The organism is Bacillus sp. V3-13 (assembly GCF_002860165.1).
GTDB lineage: Bacteria > Bacillota > Bacilli > Bacillales > Cytobacillaceae > Bacillus_BJ.
The window spans coordinates 19,575-40,458 of the sequence record NZ_PGUZ01000022.1 but is presented as its reverse complement, the minus strand read 5'-3'; the positions used below and the strand labels follow the sequence as shown (position 1 = coordinate 40,458).

Annotated in this window: 18 protein-coding genes; 17 read left to right on the top strand and 1 reads right to left on the bottom strand. The window is 45.7% G+C overall.

Annotated features, from left to right (window positions below; genetic code table 11):
- The first annotated feature begins 14 nt into the window (after positions 1 to 14).
- Positions 15 to 2,429, top strand: coding sequence for a phenylalanine--tRNA ligase subunit beta (pheT, locus tag CU633_RS08795; protein WP_101659513.1), 2,415 nt, complete (start codon positions 15 to 17; stop codon positions 2,427 to 2,429).
- Positions 2,430 to 2,513: 84 nt separating this feature from the next.
- Here pheT and rnhC read toward each other — a convergent pair whose 3' ends face one another.
- Positions 2,514 to 3,443 carry a ribonuclease HIII gene (gene rnhC, locus CU633_RS08790; protein WP_101659512.1) on the bottom strand — a complete coding sequence of 310 codons (930 nt, stop codon included), beginning with the start codon at positions 3,441 to 3,443 and terminating at the stop codon, positions 2,514 to 2,516.
- Positions 3,444 to 3,613: 170 nt separating this feature from the next.
- Between rnhC and zapA the strand changes: the two genes are divergently transcribed.
- From zapA to CU633_RS08710, 16 genes are all read left to right on the top strand, one after another.
- Entirely contained in the window at positions 3,614 to 3,874 is a 261-nt protein-coding gene (zapA, locus tag CU633_RS08785; RefSeq protein ID WP_101659511.1) for a cell division protein ZapA, read from the top strand.
- Positions 3,875 to 3,881: 7 nt separating this feature from the next.
- On the top strand, positions 3,882 to 4,424 hold the full coding sequence (locus CU633_RS08780; protein ID WP_101659510.1) for a CvpA family protein: 543 nt from the start codon (positions 3,882 to 3,884) through the stop codon (positions 4,422 to 4,424).
- 164 nt (positions 4,425 to 4,588) lie between these two features.
- A complete protein-coding gene (polX, locus tag CU633_RS08775; RefSeq protein ID WP_101659509.1) occupies positions 4,589 to 6,304 on the top strand; it encodes a DNA polymerase/3'-5' exonuclease PolX in 1,716 nt (571 codons plus the stop codon).
- A gap of 37 nt (positions 6,305 to 6,341) precedes the next feature.
- Positions 6,342 to 8,699 carry an endonuclease MutS2 gene (locus CU633_RS08770; RefSeq protein ID WP_101659507.1) on the top strand — a complete coding sequence of 786 codons (2,358 nt, stop codon included), beginning with the start codon at positions 6,342 to 6,344 and terminating at the stop codon, positions 8,697 to 8,699.
- A gap of 20 nt (positions 8,700 to 8,719) precedes the next feature.
- Positions 8,720 to 9,124: a DUF350 domain-containing protein gene (locus CU633_RS08765; protein ID WP_101659495.1), complete on the top strand. Its 405-nt coding sequence runs from the start codon at positions 8,720 to 8,722 to the stop codon at positions 9,122 to 9,124.
- A 274-nt stretch (positions 9,125 to 9,398) separates the two neighbouring features.
- Positions 9,399 to 11,102, top strand: a complete 1,704-nt coding sequence (locus CU633_RS08760; RefSeq protein WP_101659493.1) for an AMP-binding protein — start codon at positions 9,399 to 9,401, stop codon at positions 11,100 to 11,102.
- Positions 11,103 to 11,374: 272 nt separating this feature from the next.
- The gene (locus tag CU633_RS08755) at positions 11,375 to 11,965 is read left to right on the top strand and encodes a TetR/AcrR family transcriptional regulator (RefSeq protein WP_101659646.1); all 591 of its coding nucleotides are present in this window, start codon (positions 11,375 to 11,377) and stop codon (positions 11,963 to 11,965) included.
- A 31-nt stretch (positions 11,966 to 11,996) separates the two neighbouring features.
- Positions 11,997 to 12,770: an enoyl-CoA hydratase gene (locus CU633_RS08750; protein ID WP_101659491.1), complete on the top strand. Its 774-nt coding sequence runs from the start codon at positions 11,997 to 11,999 to the stop codon at positions 12,768 to 12,770.
- A 39-nt stretch (positions 12,771 to 12,809) separates the two neighbouring features.
- A complete protein-coding gene (locus tag CU633_RS08745; protein WP_101659489.1) occupies positions 12,810 to 13,583 on the top strand; it encodes an electron transfer flavoprotein subunit beta/FixA family protein in 774 nt (257 codons plus the stop codon).
- Positions 13,584 to 13,636: 53 nt separating this feature from the next.
- Entirely contained in the window at positions 13,637 to 14,614 is a 978-nt protein-coding gene (locus CU633_RS08740) for an electron transfer flavoprotein subunit alpha/FixB family protein (protein ID WP_101659487.1), read from the top strand.
- Between the two features lie 215 nt (positions 14,615 to 14,829).
- Positions 14,830 to 15,144 carry a thioredoxin gene (gene trxA / locus CU633_RS08735; protein ID WP_101659485.1) on the top strand — a complete coding sequence of 105 codons (315 nt, stop codon included), beginning with the start codon at positions 14,830 to 14,832 and terminating at the stop codon, positions 15,142 to 15,144.
- 255 nt (positions 15,145 to 15,399) lie between these two features.
- The gene (locus CU633_RS08730; RefSeq protein ID WP_101659483.1) at positions 15,400 to 16,590 is read left to right on the top strand and encodes a hypothetical protein; all 1,191 of its coding nucleotides are present in this window, start codon (positions 15,400 to 15,402) and stop codon (positions 16,588 to 16,590) included.
- 116 nt (positions 16,591 to 16,706) lie between these two features.
- On the top strand, positions 16,707 to 17,657 hold the full coding sequence (locus CU633_RS08725; RefSeq protein ID WP_101659481.1) for an SDR family NAD(P)-dependent oxidoreductase: 951 nt from the start codon (positions 16,707 to 16,709) through the stop codon (positions 17,655 to 17,657).
- Positions 17,641 to 18,558: a lysylphosphatidylglycerol synthase transmembrane domain-containing protein gene (locus CU633_RS08720; protein ID WP_101659480.1), complete on the top strand. Its 918-nt coding sequence runs from the start codon at positions 17,641 to 17,643 to the stop codon at positions 18,556 to 18,558. The genes CU633_RS08725 and CU633_RS08720 overlap by 17 nt, the downstream gene beginning before the upstream one ends.
- Before the next feature lie 7 nt (positions 18,559 to 18,565).
- Positions 18,566 to 20,053, top strand: a complete 1,488-nt coding sequence (locus CU633_RS08715) for an alkaline phosphatase family protein (RefSeq protein ID WP_101659479.1) — start codon at positions 18,566 to 18,568, stop codon at positions 20,051 to 20,053.
- Positions 20,046 to 20,807, top strand: coding sequence for a glycosyltransferase family 2 protein (locus CU633_RS08710; protein ID WP_101659478.1), 762 nt, complete (start codon positions 20,046 to 20,048; stop codon positions 20,805 to 20,807). The genes CU633_RS08715 and CU633_RS08710 overlap by 8 nt, the downstream gene beginning before the upstream one ends.
- Positions 20,808 to 20,884: the final 77 nt, after the last annotated feature.

Here is a 20,884-nt window from a genome sequence, read left to right as displayed (position 1 = left end):
GGGGGATTTCCGAAATGTTCGTTTCTTATAGATGGCTCCAGGATTACGTTGATCTTTCAGGCGTAAGCCCGGTTGAACTGGCCGAAAAAATTACGAAAAGCGGGATTGAAGTAGAAGGCGTTACTGTACTAAACGATGGAATACGTGACGTTGTCATCGGGCATGTGCTCGAGTGTGAACAACATCCGAATGCTGATAAGCTGAATAAATGTTTAGTAGATATCGGTGCAGAAGCACCCGTGCAAATTATTTGCGGCGCCGCCAATGTCGGTAAGGGGCAAAAGGTTGCGGTGGCCAAAGTCGGTGCCGTCCTGCCGGGGAATTTTAAAATCAAAAAGGCGAAGCTGCGCGGCGAGGAATCAAACGGGATGATCTGTTCCCTCCAGGAGCTCGGCATTGAAAGCAAGCTGATTGCCAAGGAGTTTTCCGATGGAATTTTTGTGTTTCCGCAGGATGCAGAAGTTGGCGCAGATGCAATTGCCGAATTGGGCCGGGAGGATCATGTATTGGAGCTCGGCTTAACGCCAAACCGTGCCGACTGCTTAAGCATGCTTGGTGTTGCCTATGAAGTGGGCGCCATCCTCGGCAGGGAAGTAAACCTTCCTGACGCGGAGGTCTCAGAGTCTGCAGAGAAAGCTTCTGATTATATAAAAATAACTGTTGATGCAAAAGAGGATAATCCTCTGTACGTTGCCAAGGTAATCAAAAATGTAAAGATCGGACCGGCGCCGCTCTGGATGCAGGGCAGGCTGATGGCCGCCGGGATTCGCCCGCATAACAATGTCGTTGATATCACGAACTATATTTTGCTCGAGTATGGCCAGCCGCTTCATGCTTTCGATTATGACCGGCTTGGATCAAAAGAAATTGTCGTACGGCGTGCCAAAAAAGGTGAAGTGATTGAAACGCTGGATGATGTGAAGCGTGAATTAACGGAAGACCATCTCGTGATCACAAACGGAACAGAGCCGGTCGCCATTGCAGGGGTTATGGGTGGGGCCAATTCTGAGGTTGGCCGTGATACGACAACCGTAATATTGGAATCAGCGTATTTTGCCGGCCGAACGGTACGAAAGGCTTCCAAGGATCTTGGATTGCGCAGTGAAGCGAGCGCCCGATTTGAAAAGGGTGTTGATCCGAACAGGGTTCATGCTGCGGCCGAACGGGCGGCTGCTTTGCTTGCTGAATATGCCGGCGGCGAAGTACTCGCAGGGTCTGCGGAAGCAGATGTTCTTGATATTGAGCCTGCTTTTATTTCTGTCAGTCTTGAGAAGATCAACCGTGTGCTCGGCACAGATTTGGCAGCAAACGAAGTTAAGGATATTTTCGAACGCCTGCAATTTGGCGTCAATGTCGATAATGATCTGTTCACGGTTACGGTTCCGACAAGGCGCGGCGATATTACAATCGAAGAAGATTTAATCGAAGAAGTTGGACGCTTATTCGGTTATGATAATCTGTCGAAAACTTTGCCTGTCGTCGCTTCGACACCGGGAAGCCTGACAGCTTATCAAAAGAAACGCCGCGCTGTCCGCCGTTATTTGGAAGGTGCCGGTTTGCTCCAGGCTGTTACTTATTCGCTGACAAGTGCTGAAAAGGCGGGACAGTATGCGCTTGAAAAACGCGAGCCGATCCGGCTGGCAATGCCGATGAGCGAGGAGCGAAGCATTCTGCGGTTAAGCATTGTTCCCCAGCTGCTGGAGGTATTAAAACATAATGTCGCCCGCCAGCTTGACAGTGTTGCTGTGTATGAAACAGGATCTGTTTTCCTCGCCAGAGAAGGGGAAGAGCTCCCGGAAGAGCGTGAGCATCTCGCTGCCGCGATTACGGGTTTATGGCACTCCCATCCTTGGCAGGGCGAAAAGAAGCCGGCCGATTTTTACGTTTTAAAAGGAATTTTAGAAGGGCTTTTTGCAAAGCTTGGCCTTGAAAATCGAGTGGAATATCGCCATGGTTCGCTTGAAGGCCTCCATCCCGGCCGCACGGCAGAAGTTTATTTATCAGATGAAAAAATCGGCTTTATCGGCCAGGTTCACCCAACCGTACAAAAGGACATGGATTTGAAGGACACATACGTATGCGAACTGTCACTAAAAACGATTTTAGAAACAGAGGTTGCTCCTTTACAATATGAAGCGATTCCGCGCTTCCCGTCGATTACGAGAGACATTGCCCTTGTCGTTGATAAAGAAAAAACGGCCGGAGAGCTCGGAGCGATTATTAAGAAAGCCGGCGGCAAGCTGCTGAAAGAGATTCACGTCTTTGACTTGTATGAAGGAGAACGGATGGAAGCAGGCAAGAAGTCGCTCGCCTTTTCGTTAAAATACTTCGATCCGGACCGGACTTTAACCGATGAAGATGTCGCAAAAGCCCATGATAAAGTCCTCGCAGCTGTAAAGGAAAAAGCAGGAGCCACACTTAGAGGGTAACAGCCTTAAACAGTCGGGGATGCATTAATTATGAAGCTAAAAAACACAAGCGAAACGCCGATTTACTGGTTTCGCTTGTGTTTTTTATTTCTGTTTACTAATTAGCACCGCTTTTTCAGTGTTGGCAAAGTGCATCTTGGCGAATTGCGGGAGGGATTCGATTCCCTTTTCTTTGATGAGACGTGCGCCAGCCTGGTCAACAAGTGCGCCTGCCCCTTTTGGGAGCGTAAATCCGGCCGCCTCGCTCAATTCCTCAAAGCAGAGGACAAATGCATAGCGGGCAATAATCGACGCTGCAGCAACTGCCAGGTGGATTCCCTCGGCCTTCGTGCTAAAATAGACGCGTTCCTTTTGGATGATTTGCTGTCCCTTTAAGTGTTGATAATAGACATGTTCCTCGGCAAATTGGTCGATCAAAATGGCTTCAGGCTGCTCTGGCGCGATTTTCTCCAAAAGCTGGGTGATTGCCTGATTATGAAGCAGTGCTTTCATTTTTCCCTGTGACATGCCTGACTGCTGGTACTTGTTATATTTTTCATTTTTTAACACTAATAGCTTGTAAGGGATGAGTTTAATCAATTCTTTTGCTATAGCGGAAATTTTCGCGTCGTTTAAATTTTTCGAATCGCGGACACCAAGCTCTTGTAAAACCGGAATATCCTCCTTTCTCACATATGCAGCGACAACGGTAATCGGGCCAAAATAATCCCCGGTGCCGACTTCATCTGATCCAATCACGGATAGTTCGGCAAAGTTCGCAGGCAAGTGGCTTCCCGCCGTTTTTGCCGTTTTCTGCTCATTCTTTGGAGCTGCTGTTCCCCATTTCAATGCTTCCCGTTCACACTCGGGACCTTGAAAAAGGACCTTCCCGGATTTATATGCAGTAATTGTGCACCCGGGAATTTTAGCGGAAAAAATACTGCCTGGCGGAGTTTTCTCACTGATTGCGCGGTTATAATGGATCTTCATTTCATGGATCTCCGCTTCCTTTTTCATTAATACCACATTGCTCATCTATTACACTCCTGACTGTTTTTGCATGTGTTCTCTTTTAAAAATATTATTGTTCATATAATATAAAATGTTTGCAAACGTTCTAAACCTGTTCATGACCCTTTGACTTTCCCTGATTTTATGTTCATGTTATAGTATAGATTAGGATTCTTAGAATGGAGGCATTAAGGTTGTCAGATCGACAAAAAACACGCACGATTGTAGATATATACGGACAGCAATATGTTATTGTCGGTCCGGAAAGCAATAGCCATATACGGCTTGTTGCCGCAATGGTAGATGATAAAATGCGCGAAATCAGCTCCAAGAATCCTTCACTCGACACGAACAAGCTGGCCGTTTTAACGGCTGTAAATGCCGTGAATGATTATTTAAATATAAAGGATCGGTTGGAACGGCTTGAAAACGAATTAAAAAGAGTAAAGGACTGAAAGGGCCATGCTGGATCTCGCAATTATCATTATTTTAATTTTTGGCTTTTTTATCGGATTAAGAAGAGGCTTTATATTACAGTTGATCCATTTGACAGGTTTCATTATTGCCTTCGTTGTCGCACATATGTATTACGATCAGCTGGCTCCCAAGCTGACGCTATGGGTGCCGTATCCTTCCTTTAACAGCGATTCTACTTTTGATATGCTTTTGGGAAATGCGGATTTGGAAAGTGCCTATTACCGGGCAATCGCGTTCGCTGCGATTTTCTTTGCCGTAAAAATACTGCTGCAAATTATCGGCTCAATGCTGGATTTTGTCGCCCATCTGCCAATTTTAAAACAGCTTAACGTCTGGGCCGGCGGAATACTCGGTTTCGTCGAAGTTTATCTTATCATTTTTATTCTATTATACATAGCTGCGCTTCTTCCAGTTGAAAATATTCAGGGACCATTAAACGATTCGGTCATGGCAAAATACATAGTTGAGCACACCCCGTTTCTATCGCAGCAGATAAAAGAATTGTGGATTGAATATATGGCTGCATAACTTCTCTTACATGGAGAAGTTTTTCTTTTCATACCGGACGGCTGCTGCTCAGGCTAAATTTAAATAAGCTTTGTCTGTTCAGGCGTTACAAATCATAGTCTCGCGGACCAACTGAAAACGAGAATGACGCTAATAAAGCGCAAGCGAAAAGGCAGGGACCATTAATGAGTGTAAATAAGAAAGATGTTGTTCGTTTGCTGGAAACGATCGCTATCTATTTGGAACTAAAAGGAGAAAATCCATTTAAAGTTGTCGCATTTAGAAAAGCTGCTAATGCGCTTGAAATGGATGACCGCAGCCTGTCTGAGTTTGAAGACTTGACAAAACTGTCCGGTATTGGGAAAGGAACTGCGGCAGTTATCGAGGAATATATCGAAACGGGCAACTCAACTGTGTTAAGAGAGCTGCAGGAGGAAGTTCCACCAGGGCTGATTCCGTTATTGCAGCTTCCGGGGCTTGGAGGAAAGAAAATTGCCAAGCTCCACCAGGAACTGGGGATCGAAGATGTGTCTGACCTCCTGGAAGCATGTATGGCAGGCAAGGTTAAGGGGCTTGCCGGATTTGGCAAAAAGACGGAAGAGAAAATCATCGCTGCCATCAAAAATGCCGGCACGCGTCCTGAGCGGCTGCCGGTTGCTTACATGCTTGAAATTGCCGAGTCGATAGAAGCGGAGGTTTCAAAGATGGATGGCGTTGTAAAGTTTTCCCGGGCCGGAAGCCTCCGCAGATTGCGGGAAACAATTAAAGATTTGGACTTTATTATTGCCACGGAAAACCCGCTTCAAGTAAAAAATCAGCTTCTTGAGCTTCCCAATATCAAGGAAACGATCGCAGCGGGAGAAACAAAGGTATCAGTGACGTTCGAATACAGCTACGAGGTTTCCGCGGACTTTCGTCTCGTCAAGCCTGAAGAGTTTGCGACTGCCCTTCATCATTTTACAGGCTCGAAGGACCATAATGTCAGAATGAGACAGCTTGCCAAGGAGCGGGGCGAAAAGATCAGTGAATACGGCGTTGAAGTGATTGAAACTGGTGAAGTACTCACCTTTGATACAGAACATGATTTTTACAAGCATTTTGGGCTGCCGTTCTTCCCGCCGGAAATCCGTGAAGACGGCCGGGAGGTTGACGAATATTCCGGGGAACTTGACCTGATCATGCTTGATGCGATAAACGGTGATCTCCATATGCACTCGACCTGGAGTGACGGTGCCCACACGATCGAAGAAATGATTGAAGCGTGCAGGCGGAGAGGCTATAAATACATGGCCATTACGGACCACTCCCAGTATTTAAAGATCGCAAGCGGCTTGACGCCAGAACGGCTTCGCAAGCAAAAGGAACTGATCAAACAATTAAACGACAGGTACGATGATATCGAAATTCTTGCCGGAGTCGAAATGGATATTTTGCCTGACGGGTCGCTTGATTATGATGATGAACTGCTTGCGGAAATGGATATTGTGATCGCTTCGATCCACTCCGCTTTCTCGCAGCCAAAAGAAAAAATCATGGCGAGGCTGAAAACGGCGTTGGAAAATCCCCATGTCGATATTATTGCCCATCCAACCGGGCGGGTGATTGGGCGCAGGGAAGGATATGAAGTCGATATGGATATGCTGATCAAGCTTGCAAAAGAAACGAATACCGCGCTTGAGTTAAATGCAAACCCGAACCGTCTCGATTTAGCAGCGGAGAATATTCGGAAGGCCCACGAAGCCGGTGTTAAAATCGTGATCAACACGGACGCCCATAAATTAGATACATTAGTGGACATGGAAATTGGCGTGGCGGCGGCACGGAAAGGCTGGACACCGAAGTCTTCTGTCTTAAATGCTTTGAGCACAGAAGAACTGTTGGATTTTCTGCACCGCCGCTAGAACTGCGCCAAAGCACACGCGAAAGGAGAGTGTCTCCATGCAGGAAAGAGTATTAAAGGTTCTCGAATTTGATAAAGTGAAGGAACAGCTGCTTGAGCATGTTTCTTCTTCGCTTGGCAGGGATAAGGCGAAAAGTCTGCTGCCATCCAGTGATTTTGCTGAAGTGGTAAAGCTTCATGAAGAAACCGATGAAGCTGTCAAAGTCGTTCGATTGAAAGGGAATGTTCCGCTCGGTGGTATATTTGATATCCGTCCCCACACAAAAAGAGCCGTAATTGGCGGGATGCTGAATCCGCATGAGCTTGTCGAGGTTGCAAGTACGATTCATGCGAGCAGGCAGCTGAAACGGTTTATCGAGGATATCCATGAAGAGACTTTGGAGCTCCCGATCTTAACGGATTATACAAGCAAAATTACAGTGCTTGCCGACTTGGAGCAAAATATCAAAATCGCCATCGATGAAAGCGGTGAAGTGCTCGACAGCGCGAGTGAGGCGCTCAGGTCATTGCGGCACCAGCTAAGAACGAAAGAAGCGCGGGTCCGCGAGCGGCTCGAGAGCATGATTCGTTCAACAAATGCCCAGAAAATGTTATCGGATGCGATTGTCACGATCCGAAATGACCGGTTTGTCATTCCCGTCAAGCAGGAATACCGGGGCCATTACGGAGGGATCATCCATGATCAAAGCTCCTCCGGCCAGACATTGTTCATTGAACCGCAGGCAATCGTGCAATTAAATAATGAGCTGCAAAGCATTCGTGTCAAAGAGCAGCAGGAAATCGAAAGAATTTTGATCGGTTTGTCGCTTCAAGTTGGAGAAAGCAAGGAAGAACTGGACAGGATCGTCGACGTCCTGGCCGAGCTTGATTTTATGTTTGCGAAAGCCAGGTACAGCAGTCGGATTAAAGCATCAAAGCCAAAGATGAATAATGAAGGCCGAATCGTGTTATTAAAAGCGCGCCATCCGCTTATTCCGATCGAAGAGGTTGTCGCCAATGACATTTCGCTTGGAAAGGATTTTTCAACGATTGTAATCACTGGCCCCAATACGGGCGGAAAAACCGTTACTTTAAAAACAGCGGGTCTTTGCACGTTAATGGCCCAGGCTGGCTTGCAAATTCCTGCCCTCGACGGCTCGGAGCTGGCTGTTTTTGATGCCGTTTATGCCGATATCGGTGATGAACAATCGATTGAGCAAAGCCTCAGTACCTTTTCATCACATATGGTGAATATTGTGGACATTTTATCGAAGGTCGATTTTAACAGCCTGGTCCTGTTTGATGAGCTTGGGGCCGGAACCGATCCCCAGGAAGGGGCTGCACTGGCGATCTCGATTCTCGACGAAGTTTATAAGCGCGGAGCGAAAGTAATCGCAACAACCCATTACCCGGAATTAAAGGCTTATGGTTATAATAGAGAAGGAGTTGTGAATGCCAGCGTCGAATTTGATGTCGAGACATTGAGCCCGACCTATAAGCTGTTAATCGGCATACCGGGGCGAAGCAATGCGTTTGAAATTTCGAAGCGGCTCGGGCTCAGTGACAAAGTCATTGATAATGCCCGATCGCATGTAGGCGCAGACAGCAACCAGGTTGAAAACATGATTGCCTCGCTTGAAGCAAACAGGAGGCAGGCCGAGAAAGAGCTTGAAGAAGCCCATCAGCTTTTAAAGGAAGCAGAATTGCTGCAAAAAGATTTGCAAAAGCAAATGGCCGCTTATTATGACAAAAAAGACAGCTTATACGAAAAAGCGGAGGATAAGGCCGCCGATATCATTGAAAAAGCGAAGCAAGAAGCGGAAAGCATCATTCGCGAACTAAGGCAGCTGCGCATTGAGAAAAACGCCGAGGTCAAGGAGCATGAACTGATCGATGCCAGAAAGCGGCTTGAAGCAGCTGCCCCGCAGAAAGAAACGAAGAAGAGCACTGCAAAACAAAAAGAGCAAAAGCATTCCTTTAAGCCTGGCGATGAAGTCAAGGTCCTGACCTTTGACCAAAAGGGTCATCTCATTGAACGAGTGTCTGAATCGGAATGGCAAGTGCAAATCGGCATTTTGAAAATGAAGGTTGATGAAAAAGATCTCGTTTACGTCGGCAGCCCGAAGCCTGTTGAAACAAAGCAGATCGCCACCATCAAGGGCAGGGACTACCATGTTGGACTTGAGCTTGATTTGCGGGGTGAACGATATGAGGATGCTTTATTAAAGGTCGAAAAGTACCTGGACGATGCCCTCCTTGCGGGCTATCCGCGTGTTTCAATTATCCACGGCAAAGGCACCGGGGCATTAAGGCAGGGAGTTCAGGAGTATTTGAAAAATCATCGCGCCGTGAAAAAAATTCGTTTTGGGGAAGCCGGCGAAGGCGGGTCCGGTGTGACGATCGCCGAATTTAAATAGTTGGCAGGGAGAAAATCGATATGAACCAATTTTGGGAGAATGAGTATGTATTGACGGCAGCGAATTACAGTGTAGTCATCCTTTGTATTGTTGTCTTTTTGGCCGTGTTTGAACTAGTTACCAAATATAATAATTGGGAAGAAATAAAGAAAGGCAACATGGCAGTGGCAATGGCTACAGGCGGAAAAATATTCGGGATCGCCAATGTGTTCAGCCATTCTATCGTTCAGCATGATACACTTTTTACGATGATCGGCTGGGGACTTTTTGGCTTCTTCCTGCTCTTGCTCGGCTACTTTATTTATGAATTTCTCACTCCAAAGTTTAAAATCGATGATGAAATAAAAAATGATAACCGGGCCGTCGGCTTTATTTCGCTCGTCATTTCGGTTGGTTTATCATTCGTAATCGGAGCGGGAATATAAGGGGAGACCATAGTGGAAACATTAGCAAAGGTATTGCTGGCCCTATGCGGCTTGTTCGTATTGATCGGCCTTTTTTATATGGTGTTTTTTGCATAAATGAAACCGGGAATTGGTCCCGGTTATTTTTTTCGATAAAATCAAAGCTATGCTGCATTAAGCCAAAATCGTCATAATACGTCCGGCCTATTCTAATTGTCAGGGAATCTTCATTATATTATAATGAGGTAGAAACAGTTTGAATGTTCTAAAAATTCTCATGAACAGGAGGAAGTGTATGTCAGAGAATAAACCGTGGATCAAACATTACCCGGACGAAATTCCCCCGAGCCTTATTTACAGTAACGAGCCGGTCCAGCAGTATTTAAAACGGGCTGCCGAGGAGTTTCCCGAGAAACCCGCCATTCACTTCATGGGAAAAGAGCTGACTTTCCAACAGGTTTATGACTCAGCGCGCAAGTTTGCCGGATATTTGCAGAGCCTTGGCATCAAAAAGGGCGACAGGGTCGCGATTATGCTGCCGAATACCCCTTCAGCGGTGATTGCCTATTACGGGATTTTGCAGGCGGGAGGCGTTGTAGTTCAAACAAATCCGCTCTATATGGAGCGGGAGCTTGAATACCAAATGAAGGATTCAGGAGCAAAAGCGATTATCACACTTGATATCTTATTTCCGAGGGTTACAAAGGTCATGCCGAAGACTGATCTTGAGCACGTAATTGTAACCGCTATCAAAGATTATCTTCCGTTTCCGAAAAACCTTATTTATCCGTTTATTCAGAAAAAGCAATACGGAATCGTTGTGAATGTCAAGCATGAAGGGAACCATCACTTGCTGGCAGAAATATTGAAGCAGCCGATGAGGCCGATTGCAGAACATGAATTTGATTATGAAGAAGATCTGGCTTTGCTTCAATACACCGGCGGAACGACAGGATTTCCAAAAGGGGTGATGCTTACCCATAAAAACCTTATTGCCAATGTGGTCATGTGCCAGGCCTGGCTTTATAAATGCAAGCGCGGCGAGGAGATTGTTCTCGGAATTTTACCGTTTTTCCACGTGTATGGGATGACAACTGTGCTTCTATTGTCAGTCATGCAGGCTTATAAAATGGTGTTGCTGCCAAAGTTTGACCCGGAGACGACTTTAAAGACGATCCAGAAGCAGCGTCCAACCTTGTTTCCAGGCGCTCCAACCATTTATATCGGCCTGTTAAACCATCCGGATCTGCAAAAATACGATCTGTCTTCAATTGATTCGTGTATAAGCGGCTCTGCCCCGCTGCCTGTCGAGGTTCAGCAAAACTTTGAAGAGGCGACCGGGGGAAAGCTTGTCGAAGGCTATGGCTTGACGGAATCTTCGCCGGTCACGCATGCGAATTTCTTATGGGACCGCCCTCGTGTTAAAGGCAGCATTGGCGTTCCATGGCCTGATACGGATAGTGCTGTACTTTCACTGGAAACCGGGGAACCGCTTCCACCGGGCGAAATCGGAGAAATTGCTGTGAAAGGTCCGCAGGTGATGAAAGGCTACTGGAACCGGCCGGAAGATACGGCACAAACATTAAGGGATGGCTGGCTGTTGACAGGAGATCTTGGCTACATGGACGATGACGGCTATTTTTACGTAGTTGACCGGAAAAAGGACATGATTATTGCCGGAGGCTTTAATATTTATCCGCGCGAAATTGAAGAAGTCCTTTATGAGCACCCTGATGTCCAGGAAGTCGTTGCCGCAGGCATTCCTGATCCGTACCGCGGAGAAACGGTTAAAGCATACGTCGTTTTAAAAGAAGGCTTCTCCTTATCAAGTGAAGAATTAAATGAATTTGCCCGCAAGCATCTGGCCGCCTATAAGGTTCCAAGAATATATGAATTCAGAAGCGAGCTCCCAAAAACAGCAGTCGGGAAAATCTTGAGGAGAGTGCTGGTGGAGGAAGAGAAAAAGCGGTTTGAAGAAGAAGAGAAAAAACAGGCATAAATATTTTTTCAGTCATGAACGCGGCTCTTCATTCAAACAAGCCATGCTTGCCATCGTGTTTACAGACTGTCATAATAAAATGGACAAGACCAAATTAAATAATAAATGGATATTTTCTTGACAGAAAACATTTGTGCAACTATTATAAAAATATGAATGACTATTCATTCATTTTATGGGTTGCACTTTTTTATTGATATTTTGGAGAGTGGTCTTTTAATATGACAGTTTTAAAAAAACAAAGTCAGCATTTTTTGAAAGGGGGTAATGGTTTGAAAAAAAATAAGCCGAAATACATGCAAATTATCGATGCCGCGGTTGTTGTGATTGCCGAAAACGGATACCATCAAGCCCAGGTATCCAAAATCGCCAAGCAGGCGGGCGTTGCTGACGGAACGATTTATCTGTATTTCAAAAACAAAGAAGATATCTTAATTTCCCTCTTTCAAGAGAAAATGGGCGACTTTGTGGAAAAAATCGAACAAATGATTGCAGGAAAAGAAAAGGCTGCAGAGAAATTATTAGTGATGGTCGAAAACCATTTCAGGATGCTGTCAGAGGATCGCCATCTGGCGATTGTCACCCAGCTGGAGCTGAGGCAGTCGAATAAGGATTTACGTTTAAAAATCAATGAAGTGCTAAAAGGCTACTTGAAAGTGGTTGATAAAATTCTTTTGGAAGGCAAGGAAAATGGTGAGTTTTCAAGCGATCTTGATGTCCGGCTTGCCAGGCAAATGATTTTTGGAACAATGGACGAAACGGTAACGACCTGGGTCATGAACGAACAAAAATACGATCTTACCGCATTGGCCGGTCCTGTCCACCGTTTGCTCGTCAGTGGCTGCGGAAACGCCGGACACTAGTTTGCTTGCTTTTATATGGGGAGGAATGATAATGGAATTTTTAAAATGGTCCAGCTCTGATCGAGTCGCAACAATTACGATTGAACGGCCGCCGGCCAATGCCCTTTCTTCAGCGGTTTTGAAAGAGCTCTCGGCCGTCCTGGACGAGATTGAGTCCAATGATGATGTAAGGGCAGTTCTCATTCACGGAGAAGGCCGCTTTTTCTCGGCCGGGGCCGATATTAAAGAATTCACAACCATTAAAACGGGTGAAGACTTTACTGTGTTGGCTGGCCATGGCCAGCAATTGTTTGAGCGGATGGAGCAATTTCCAAAGCCGATTATTGCCGCTATTCATGGTGCAGCGCTTGGCGGCGGTCTTGAATTGGCAATGGCTTGCCACTTCCGCCTTGTCACCGAGACTGCAAAGCTCGGGCTGCCGGAGCTGCAGCTTGGACTGGTTCCCGGTTTTGCCGGATCGCAGCGGCTGCCCCGTTATGTCGGCGTGGCAAGGGCTGCGGAAATGCTGCTGACAAGTGACCCGATCACCGGCGTTGAAGCTGTCCAATATGGGCTCGCCAACCATGCTTATCCGGAAGGGGAGCTGCTCGAAAATGCCTATAGAATCGCTAAAAAGATTGCGAAAAAAAGCCCTGTTGCCATGAAAGCGGCAATCCAGCTTTTAAATTGCGGAAAGACAAGCGAATTTCACAGCGGCGTCAAGAAGGAGGCAGAGCTTTTCGGCGAAGTGTTTATGTCCGAGGACGGACAGGAAGGAATCAAGGCATTTATCGAAAAGCGCGAGCCGGAGTTCAAGGGGAAGTAAGCTTGTGATTTGTCATAAACCTATTTTGGAGGGGAAACGATGAACATTTACGTGCTGATGAAAAGAACTTTTGACACTGAAGAGAAAATTACGATTTCCGGCGGAAAAATCAATGAAGATGGTGCAGAATTTATTATCAATCCTTATGATGAATATGCGATTGAAGAAGCGATACAGGTTCGCGATGCCCACGGCGGCGAAGTAACCGTTATTTCAGTGGGAAATGAAGAATCAGAAAAGCAGCTGCGCACTGCATTGGCAATGGGTGCAGACAAGGCTGTTCTCATCAACACAGAGGATGACCTTGAATACGGCGACCAGTATACAACAGCCAAAATTTTAGCCGAATACTTAAAGGATAAACAAGCAGACCTGATTTTGGGAGGAAACGTGGCGATCGACGGCGGTTCCGGCCAGGTTGGCCCGCGGGTTGCTGAATTATTGGGTATCTCTTATGTCACCACGATTACAAAGCTTGATATTGATGGCAGCACTGTCACCGTTGTCCGTGATGTTGAAGGAGATTCGGAAGTAATTGAAACAAGCCTTCCGCTGCTTGTCACAGCACAGCAAGGGTTGAATGAACCGCGCTATCCTTCTCTTCCGGGAATTATGAAGGCGAAAAAGAAGCCGCTTGACGAGCTTGAAATCGATGACCTTGATCTTGAAGAAGATGATGTTGAAGCGAAAACGAAAACCATTGAGATTTATCTGCCGCCGCAAAAAGATGCCGGCAAGGTGCTTGAAGGCGACCTGGCAGACCAGGTAAAAGAGCTTGTCAGCCTTCTTCACACTGAAGCAAAAGTCGTTTAAGGCAACACCGGGGAATCGGAATTTTTAAAATAAAACCAGGGGGTAAAACATACATGGCCAGAAAAGTATTGGTGTTAGGCGAAGTCCGTGACGGATCATTGCGCAACGTTTCTTTTGAAGCGGTCGCTGCAGGGAAAACAGTAGCAGAAGGCGGCGAGGTAGTCGGTGTTCTTGTCGGCAATTCTGTAAGCGCTTTAGGACAAGAGTTCATCCATTACGGTGCGGACCGGGTGGTAATCGTTGAAGATGAAAAATTGGGCCAGTATACGTCTGATGGCTATTCACAGGCATTGATGGCCGTCATTGAATCGGAACAACCGGAAGGGCTTATCTTTGGACATACTGCGCTTGGCAAAGACCTGTCTCCAAAAATTGCGGCCAAGCTTGATGCCGGGCTTATCTCTGATGCTACCGCTGTCGAGGCAGCAGGCGGCAACCTCGTATTCACACGCCCGATTTATTCCGGAAAAGCTTTTGAAAAGAAAATCATCACAGATGGCATTATATTTGCAACGATCCGCCCCAACAACATCGACCCGCTTGAAAAAGATGAAGCCCGCACAGGGGACGTGTCTCCTCTGGCTGTTGAAATTACCGATCTGCGCACAATCATTAAAGAAGTCGTCCGCAAAGCAAGCGAAGGCGTCGATTTGTCAGAGGCAAAAGTCGTTATCGCCGGCGGGCGTGGCGTAAAAAGCGCAGAAGGCTTCGAGCCGTTAAAGGAACTGGCCCGGGTTCTTGGAGGCGCTGTTGGTGCTTCGCGCGGTGCCTGTGATGCGGAATATTGCGATTATTCCTTGCAGATCGGCCAAACAGGAAAGGTTGTCACACCTGATCTTTACATTGCATGCGGAATTTCAGGCGCGATCCAGCACCTGGCGGGAATGTCCAATTCAAAGGTCATCGTTGCCATCAATAAAGATCCGGAAGCAAATATTTTCAAAGTGGCCGATTATGGAATCGTCGGTGATTTGTTTGAAGTCGTGCCAATGCTGACAGAGGAATTCAGGAAGCTGAAAGTTCATTCGTAATCTTACGGGGAAGACAGGCAGGTCAGGCAGACCTGTCTTCACTTTTATCCGGATTACCATCACTGAACCGCTTTAAAGCGTTCATAAAATGTTTGTTCAGATAAAAGATAGGGAACGCTAGTAAAGTGTGCACCTAAGCAAATTATTCGCAAGCAAAGGTTATCGATGATATAATTCAAACCATTAAAGGCTTTCTAAATTAGGAGGAATACATTATGGCGATCATACATGCAACTGATCAAAGTTTTGCTCAAGACACTGGCGAAGGTATCGTATTGGCGGATTTCTGGGCGCCTTGGTGCGGCCCTTGTAAAATGATTGCACCGGTTCTTGAAGAGCTGGACTCTGAAATGGGAGATAAAGTAAAAATCGTAAAATTGGATGTAGATGAAAACCAGGAAACAGCAGCAAAGTTTGGTGTAATGAGCATCCCGACTTTAATCGTATTCAAAAACGGCGAAGCCGTTGACAAAGTTGTCGGTTTCCAGCCGAAAGAAGCACTTGCTGAAAAGCTGAATCAGCATCTGTAAAAAGCGAAAGCAGCCCGTGATCAGGGCTGCTTTTTCAGTGTAATGATTCAAATAAGTGGAACTGGGTTGAAAGATATATAACCGAAAGGGGCGGTTCGAAATGGCAATTGCAAGCCATGATGGACCGCTCTTTATTTGTTTAATATTGGGACATATTTTAAAAAAAATTCATTGACGATGAAAATCATTATCGATTATAATTACTAATGAAAATCATTATCAATTATAAACTACATAACAGGTTGGGGGAAACATATGAAAAAGCGGGAATTAAAACGAATTTTTGCCGGTTTTTTAATTGCCAGCGTGGCCTTAACAGGATGCAATACAGGCGGAAGCGCTGAAAAAACAGAGCAAAAGCCGAAAGAAGAGACTGCGGCAAAGGAAGAAACAAAGGAAGTAAAGGTTGAAGAAACAGACACTGCCAAACAAACAGCCGTATTTACAGAAATCAAAACAGAACTCGATAAAGCAAAGGAAGGCCAGCCAGTTGATTGGGATCTCGTTTTAGAAAAATATAAGGACGGACTTCAAGCCCCTGTCGCTGAGATTAACGGTGAATATGACCAAACAATCCAGACCGCGATTGCGGCCGGAAAATCAGGCGAATTGGAGCCTGTCCTCGCTAAACAACTAGTTGACAAAGTAACTCAAGCTTATTTTTACCAGAAACAAAAGACATTGCAAAAAGAAGCAGCCGCCGCGGTTACTGAAGGACAACAGGAAGACGCAAAGCTTTTATTTGGACAAATTAAATATCTTGCCGAACAAATATTTATTCCGACTGCAGCAAAGCGGGATGAATACTATCAATTGACAGGTGAGGCAAGCATTGTCGAAAATATCAATTCCGGACTGTCCGCACAGGAAGAGGCATTGAACGCAAATAAAGCGGAGGACTTTAGCGTTTATGTGCAATTAACGGATAAATCCATTTACAGAAGCTATTACCTCGCCTCCAATTCCTATGCTGAAAAAATTGAAGCCGCAGCAAAAGAGGGCAAGGATGCCGGTGAATTAAAAATTATGCAAGTGGAAGCATGGGGCTTCCTTCAGGCGATTAAACAATCATTGTCCGGCGGCGATGAAGCGGCAACAGCGAAACTTGACGAGATTTTCTCCCTGAATACGACTGATCCGTCAGCGATCAAAGCAGAAGAAGTAAGTGCCCTGTTTGCTAAAGCGATCGCGGGGAAAATTAAAGGGTATTATGAAAAGGCTCCACAAGCTGCAGATGCAGTCGAAGCAAAAACCGAAGCGCTTGAAGGGAATATGTTCTTAAAAGCACTTGAAATGGAATTAAATAAGAAGCTTGGCGAAGAAAAAACAGCTGAAGTTTTAACAGCAGCAGAAGAATTTTATAATTTGATTGCCGAAAATAAACCAGAGGAAGCGAAAGCTGCCGGTGCTACTGTAATCGAAGCGGTAAACCAGCTAATTCAATAATATAACGAAGGCCGCAAAATGCTGCGGCTTTCTTTTTTTGATATTGGAAAAGCTGGGAGTATGATTGCTCTTGTGGTAGATTGGTATGTGTTAGTTCATTTAAAGAGGTGCGCGTTATGAAAGTATTAGTAACCGGCGGAGCCGGGTTCATCGGGAGCCATTTGGCGCAGAGGTTAATGAAAGAACAGCATGAAGTGACGATTGTCGATAATCTTCACCCTTATTATTCCCCTGATAGGAAAAAACAGCATCTCCACAATCTTCAGAGCGCCGGGGATTTCAAATTTCACGATGTTGATTTATTGAACAGCGAGGAGACAACGGCCCTCTTCGAGCGGATTTCTCCAGAAGCAGTCATCCATCTTGCGGCATTGCCGGGGGTTGCCTATTCGATAATGAACCCGCTCGAGTATGTTGATTATGATATAAAAGCGACGATTAATGTTTTGGAAGCCGCAGGCAAGTCAAATACGTCGCAGCTCATCTTTGCTTCTTCATCATCCGTATACGGAAACATTCACGGAACGCCCTGTTCGGAAGAGATGGCAAAAGGAAATGTGATTTCGCCATATGCCGCTTCAAAGTATTCGGCAGAAGCTTTTTGCCGGGTATATGAGCATCTGTATGGTTTTCCCGTTAAGATCTTGCGCTTTTTTACGGTATACGGTCCATGGGGACGCCCGGATATGGCTATTTCTTTATTTATTAAGAAATTGCTGAAATCTGAAGAAATTACCGTATACGGAAATGGCAGCGCCAGGGACTTTACATACATTGACGATATTATTAACGGAATTTATTATGCGCTGACCAGGCTTGACAGCAGCGAAGTCCTCAATATTGGCTCAGGAAGGCCTGTTTCGATGGACACGCTGCTAAATGAATTAAAATCGTTTTTTCCAGACATGAAAATAAAGCGGGAAGCACGGCGAAAAGGAGACGTCCATTCAACATGGGCGGATATTACAAAAGCGAAAATGCGGTTGGGCTATCAACCTTCTGTTGATTTTCGGACAGGAATTGCCAGAACAGTCGAATGGGCAAAGCAACATGAAAGCTTCCTTTAAAAAGATCCCTGCATCCCTTTTGCTTCTTGCTTTTGTATTGCTCACCTATTATTTTTTTGATTGGGAGCATTTATGGGCAAGCGGGAAACAGCTCTGGAATAAACCGGGCATTGTGATAGCTGTCATGGCAGCTTATTTTCTGTCCTTCACCTTAAAAGCCGCAGCATGGAAAGCATATTTAAAAGGAAGGCCGAGATTCACATCCTGCCTGCTCGGCTTGTTTTACAGCCTGTTGATCAATCACATCCTTCCCGTTAAAGCAGGGGATATCGTACGCACCGCCGTTCTTCCTGCAAGGGATAAACAGATTACGGCAGAAGAAGCGATCCATTCGGTCATTATCCTGAGGACACTCGATATGGCTTGCCTTGCTGCGATAGCACTGGCAGGGATTGTTGTTTTTGATCTTGCGTATCAGGTCCCTTATTTCTTGCTTTTGCTTATTCTTGTTTCAGGTTTAACAGCTTTCATTTACGTTAAGAGAAGCTTTCCGGAAATTGTCGACCGTCATTGGTTATTGCTAAAAGGGGCATTTTCAGGCTTCAACAGCCTGTCGATTTTTCTGTTGACGTTGACAAGCTGGCTCCTGGAAGCTGCGGTGCTGTATGGTACTGTTTTGGCACTTGGCGGAAAGATCCCCATTTTCGAGGCTGTTTGGGTCAATAGCATCACCATTGCCGGGCAGGTATTTCAGATAACCCCCGGCGGCATCGCCAGCTATGAAGCGGTTATGTCATTTGCCTTAAATCTGGTTGGTTTTCCGCTAAACGAAGGATACACATTGGCACTACTAACCCATGGCCTTAAATTTCTTTTTTCCTACTTGGCTGGGACCGTGAGTTTATTGGTATTTCCGGTCTCGCTAAAAATGATAAAAAAATGGATAAAACAGAGAGGGTGAAGGAGCAATGAAAAGTGCTTCGACGTTTGAAAAAATTGCCGCAAGGTGCTGGAATCTCTTGAATGAGGGAAAACCGTTTACGCCTATTTTCGTGATCGGGACGATGCTTCTGTATCATTTTGCGGATCTGTTTGATAGCGGCAAATTATTTGCTTTATTTATTTCATTCTTGATCATTATACCGCTTCTGGTCCTTTATTTTATTTATGACTTTCCATTATTTTTGCGGAATTATTTATGGATACCGTTCGTTATTTTTCTAATTGTCTGGAAGACTGCAAGCGTGCCGCTGCTGTTATTTTCTGCGGCTCTCTATTTTTTCTTTACGGTTTTTTTCTGGGGAACACTTTATTATCACTTAAGAATTGGGACATCGTGGCTGAACTTTACCCGTTTTTGGAAGCTGGTGCTGAAAAACAGTGATTCCACGAGCGGGAATGCCCAGGAACAGCTGCCGAAATTTTTTCTGATTTTGTCAGTCTGGGAAATGGCCTCTCAAAACGGTGTGGCCCTGTCAAAGGAAAGCCTGATAGGATTATCACTGTTTTATGGATTTGTGTTTTTGTTTGCCTTTATCCTGCACAGGAATTTGTTTGATTGGAAACCGAAGATGAATCCCGGCTTTACAAGTGCGGACCAGCCTCCCGGAAAGCCCTTGTCCGACAAAGTGATCGTGATTGTGATTGACGGGATGAGAAAAGAACGGTTTTACGAAGCCACAACTCCTTTTCTGGACTCACTGAAGGAAAACGGAACTGAATTTATGAATATGGAGACAGTGTATCCGGCCAGGACAGTTGTCTGTTTCACTTCGATGTTTACCGGAACATACCCTTATGAACACGGGATTAAGTCAAACATGGTCTGGAAGCTGGGGATTAAAGTGGAAAGCATCTTTGATTCGCTCAGGAAAATCGGCAAAAAGGGTCGCCTGCTCGGAATTGCCCACCTGGTCGATTCGATGGGCGATGATGTTGAAACGGTAACGGCTGTGATGCACAACGATCAAGCAGATCCGAATATTATTGAGCGGGCCAAAAAAATCATGAAGGAACAGGATCCCGATTTGCTGGTTGTCCAGATGATCGCAACCGATCAGACCGGGCACAGCAGGGGCGTCCTCTACGATGAATATATCGATAAAATTCAGGAAGCCGATGCCCTTGTCGAAAATTTTGTCGCGTGGCTGAAAAAGGAAGGAAAAATGAAAAATACAACGCTCATCGTCTGTGCCGACCACGGGCAGGCGGACGGGATCGGCGGCCATGGCCACTTGGATGAAGGGGAACGGTTTGTGCCATTTTTCATGAACGGCCCCAACATTTTAAAGGGAAAGAAAGTGGAAGATAAACATAGCCTTGTATCGGTAGCCCCAACGATTGCTTATTTACTGGGGGCTCCATATCCCGACCATAGCCGCGGCAAAGTTTTGCTTGAAGCGATAGATGTAAAAGAAGCGATAGATGTAAAAAAGGAAGAGATCAAACATGCATAAACACCAAGTGATTGTTTTTTTACCGGCTTACAACGAAGAAGCCGTGATTGGGGATGTGATTGCCCGCATTCCCCGTGATTTTCATTCGCAGGTGGAAGTCAAGGTTCTTGTCATCGACGATGGTTCCAAAGATCAAACTGCCGCTGTTGCGAACAAAGCAGGGGCAGATTATATTGTCAGTTTTGCACAAAATAAAGGGCTGGGTGCTGCGGTGCGCGCGGGCCTGCAGGAATGCCTTGAACGGGGGGCGGATATTGGGATCATGATCGATGCGGACGGCGAATATCCCCCGGAACAAATCCCTGAATTGATAGAACCGATTTTTTCCGGGGAAGCTGATTATACAATCGGTTCCCGGTTTCGCGGCACGATAAACGGGATGAAGCTGCACCGGCGCCTCGGAAATTACTTTTTTACTTTTCTGCAATGCGTATTGCTTAGAAAAATCATCTTTGACGGCCAGTCCGGTATGCGGGCTTTTTCGAGACAAGCGATCGAGCACGCGGAAATCATCCATGACTACAATTATGCCCAGGTACTGACATTGAATCTTGTCAGAAAAGGATTTCGCGTGAAGGAGATTCCAATTCAGTATCAAGTTCGGACAACAGGTGACTCTTTTATCAAATTCAAGTCCTATATCGGTTCCGTGCTTCCTGCAATATGGCGGGAAATGCGCAGGCCGGTCAAAAAGGTGGGCATAGAAAGCGATTCACCTGCTTTAACGGATGAAAAAATAAGCCCTTCCAGGTAAACAAGCATTTTCATAATAAAAAAAGTGATATTTCTGAGAAAATGTGGATTGACATTAATATTGATAATCATTATCAT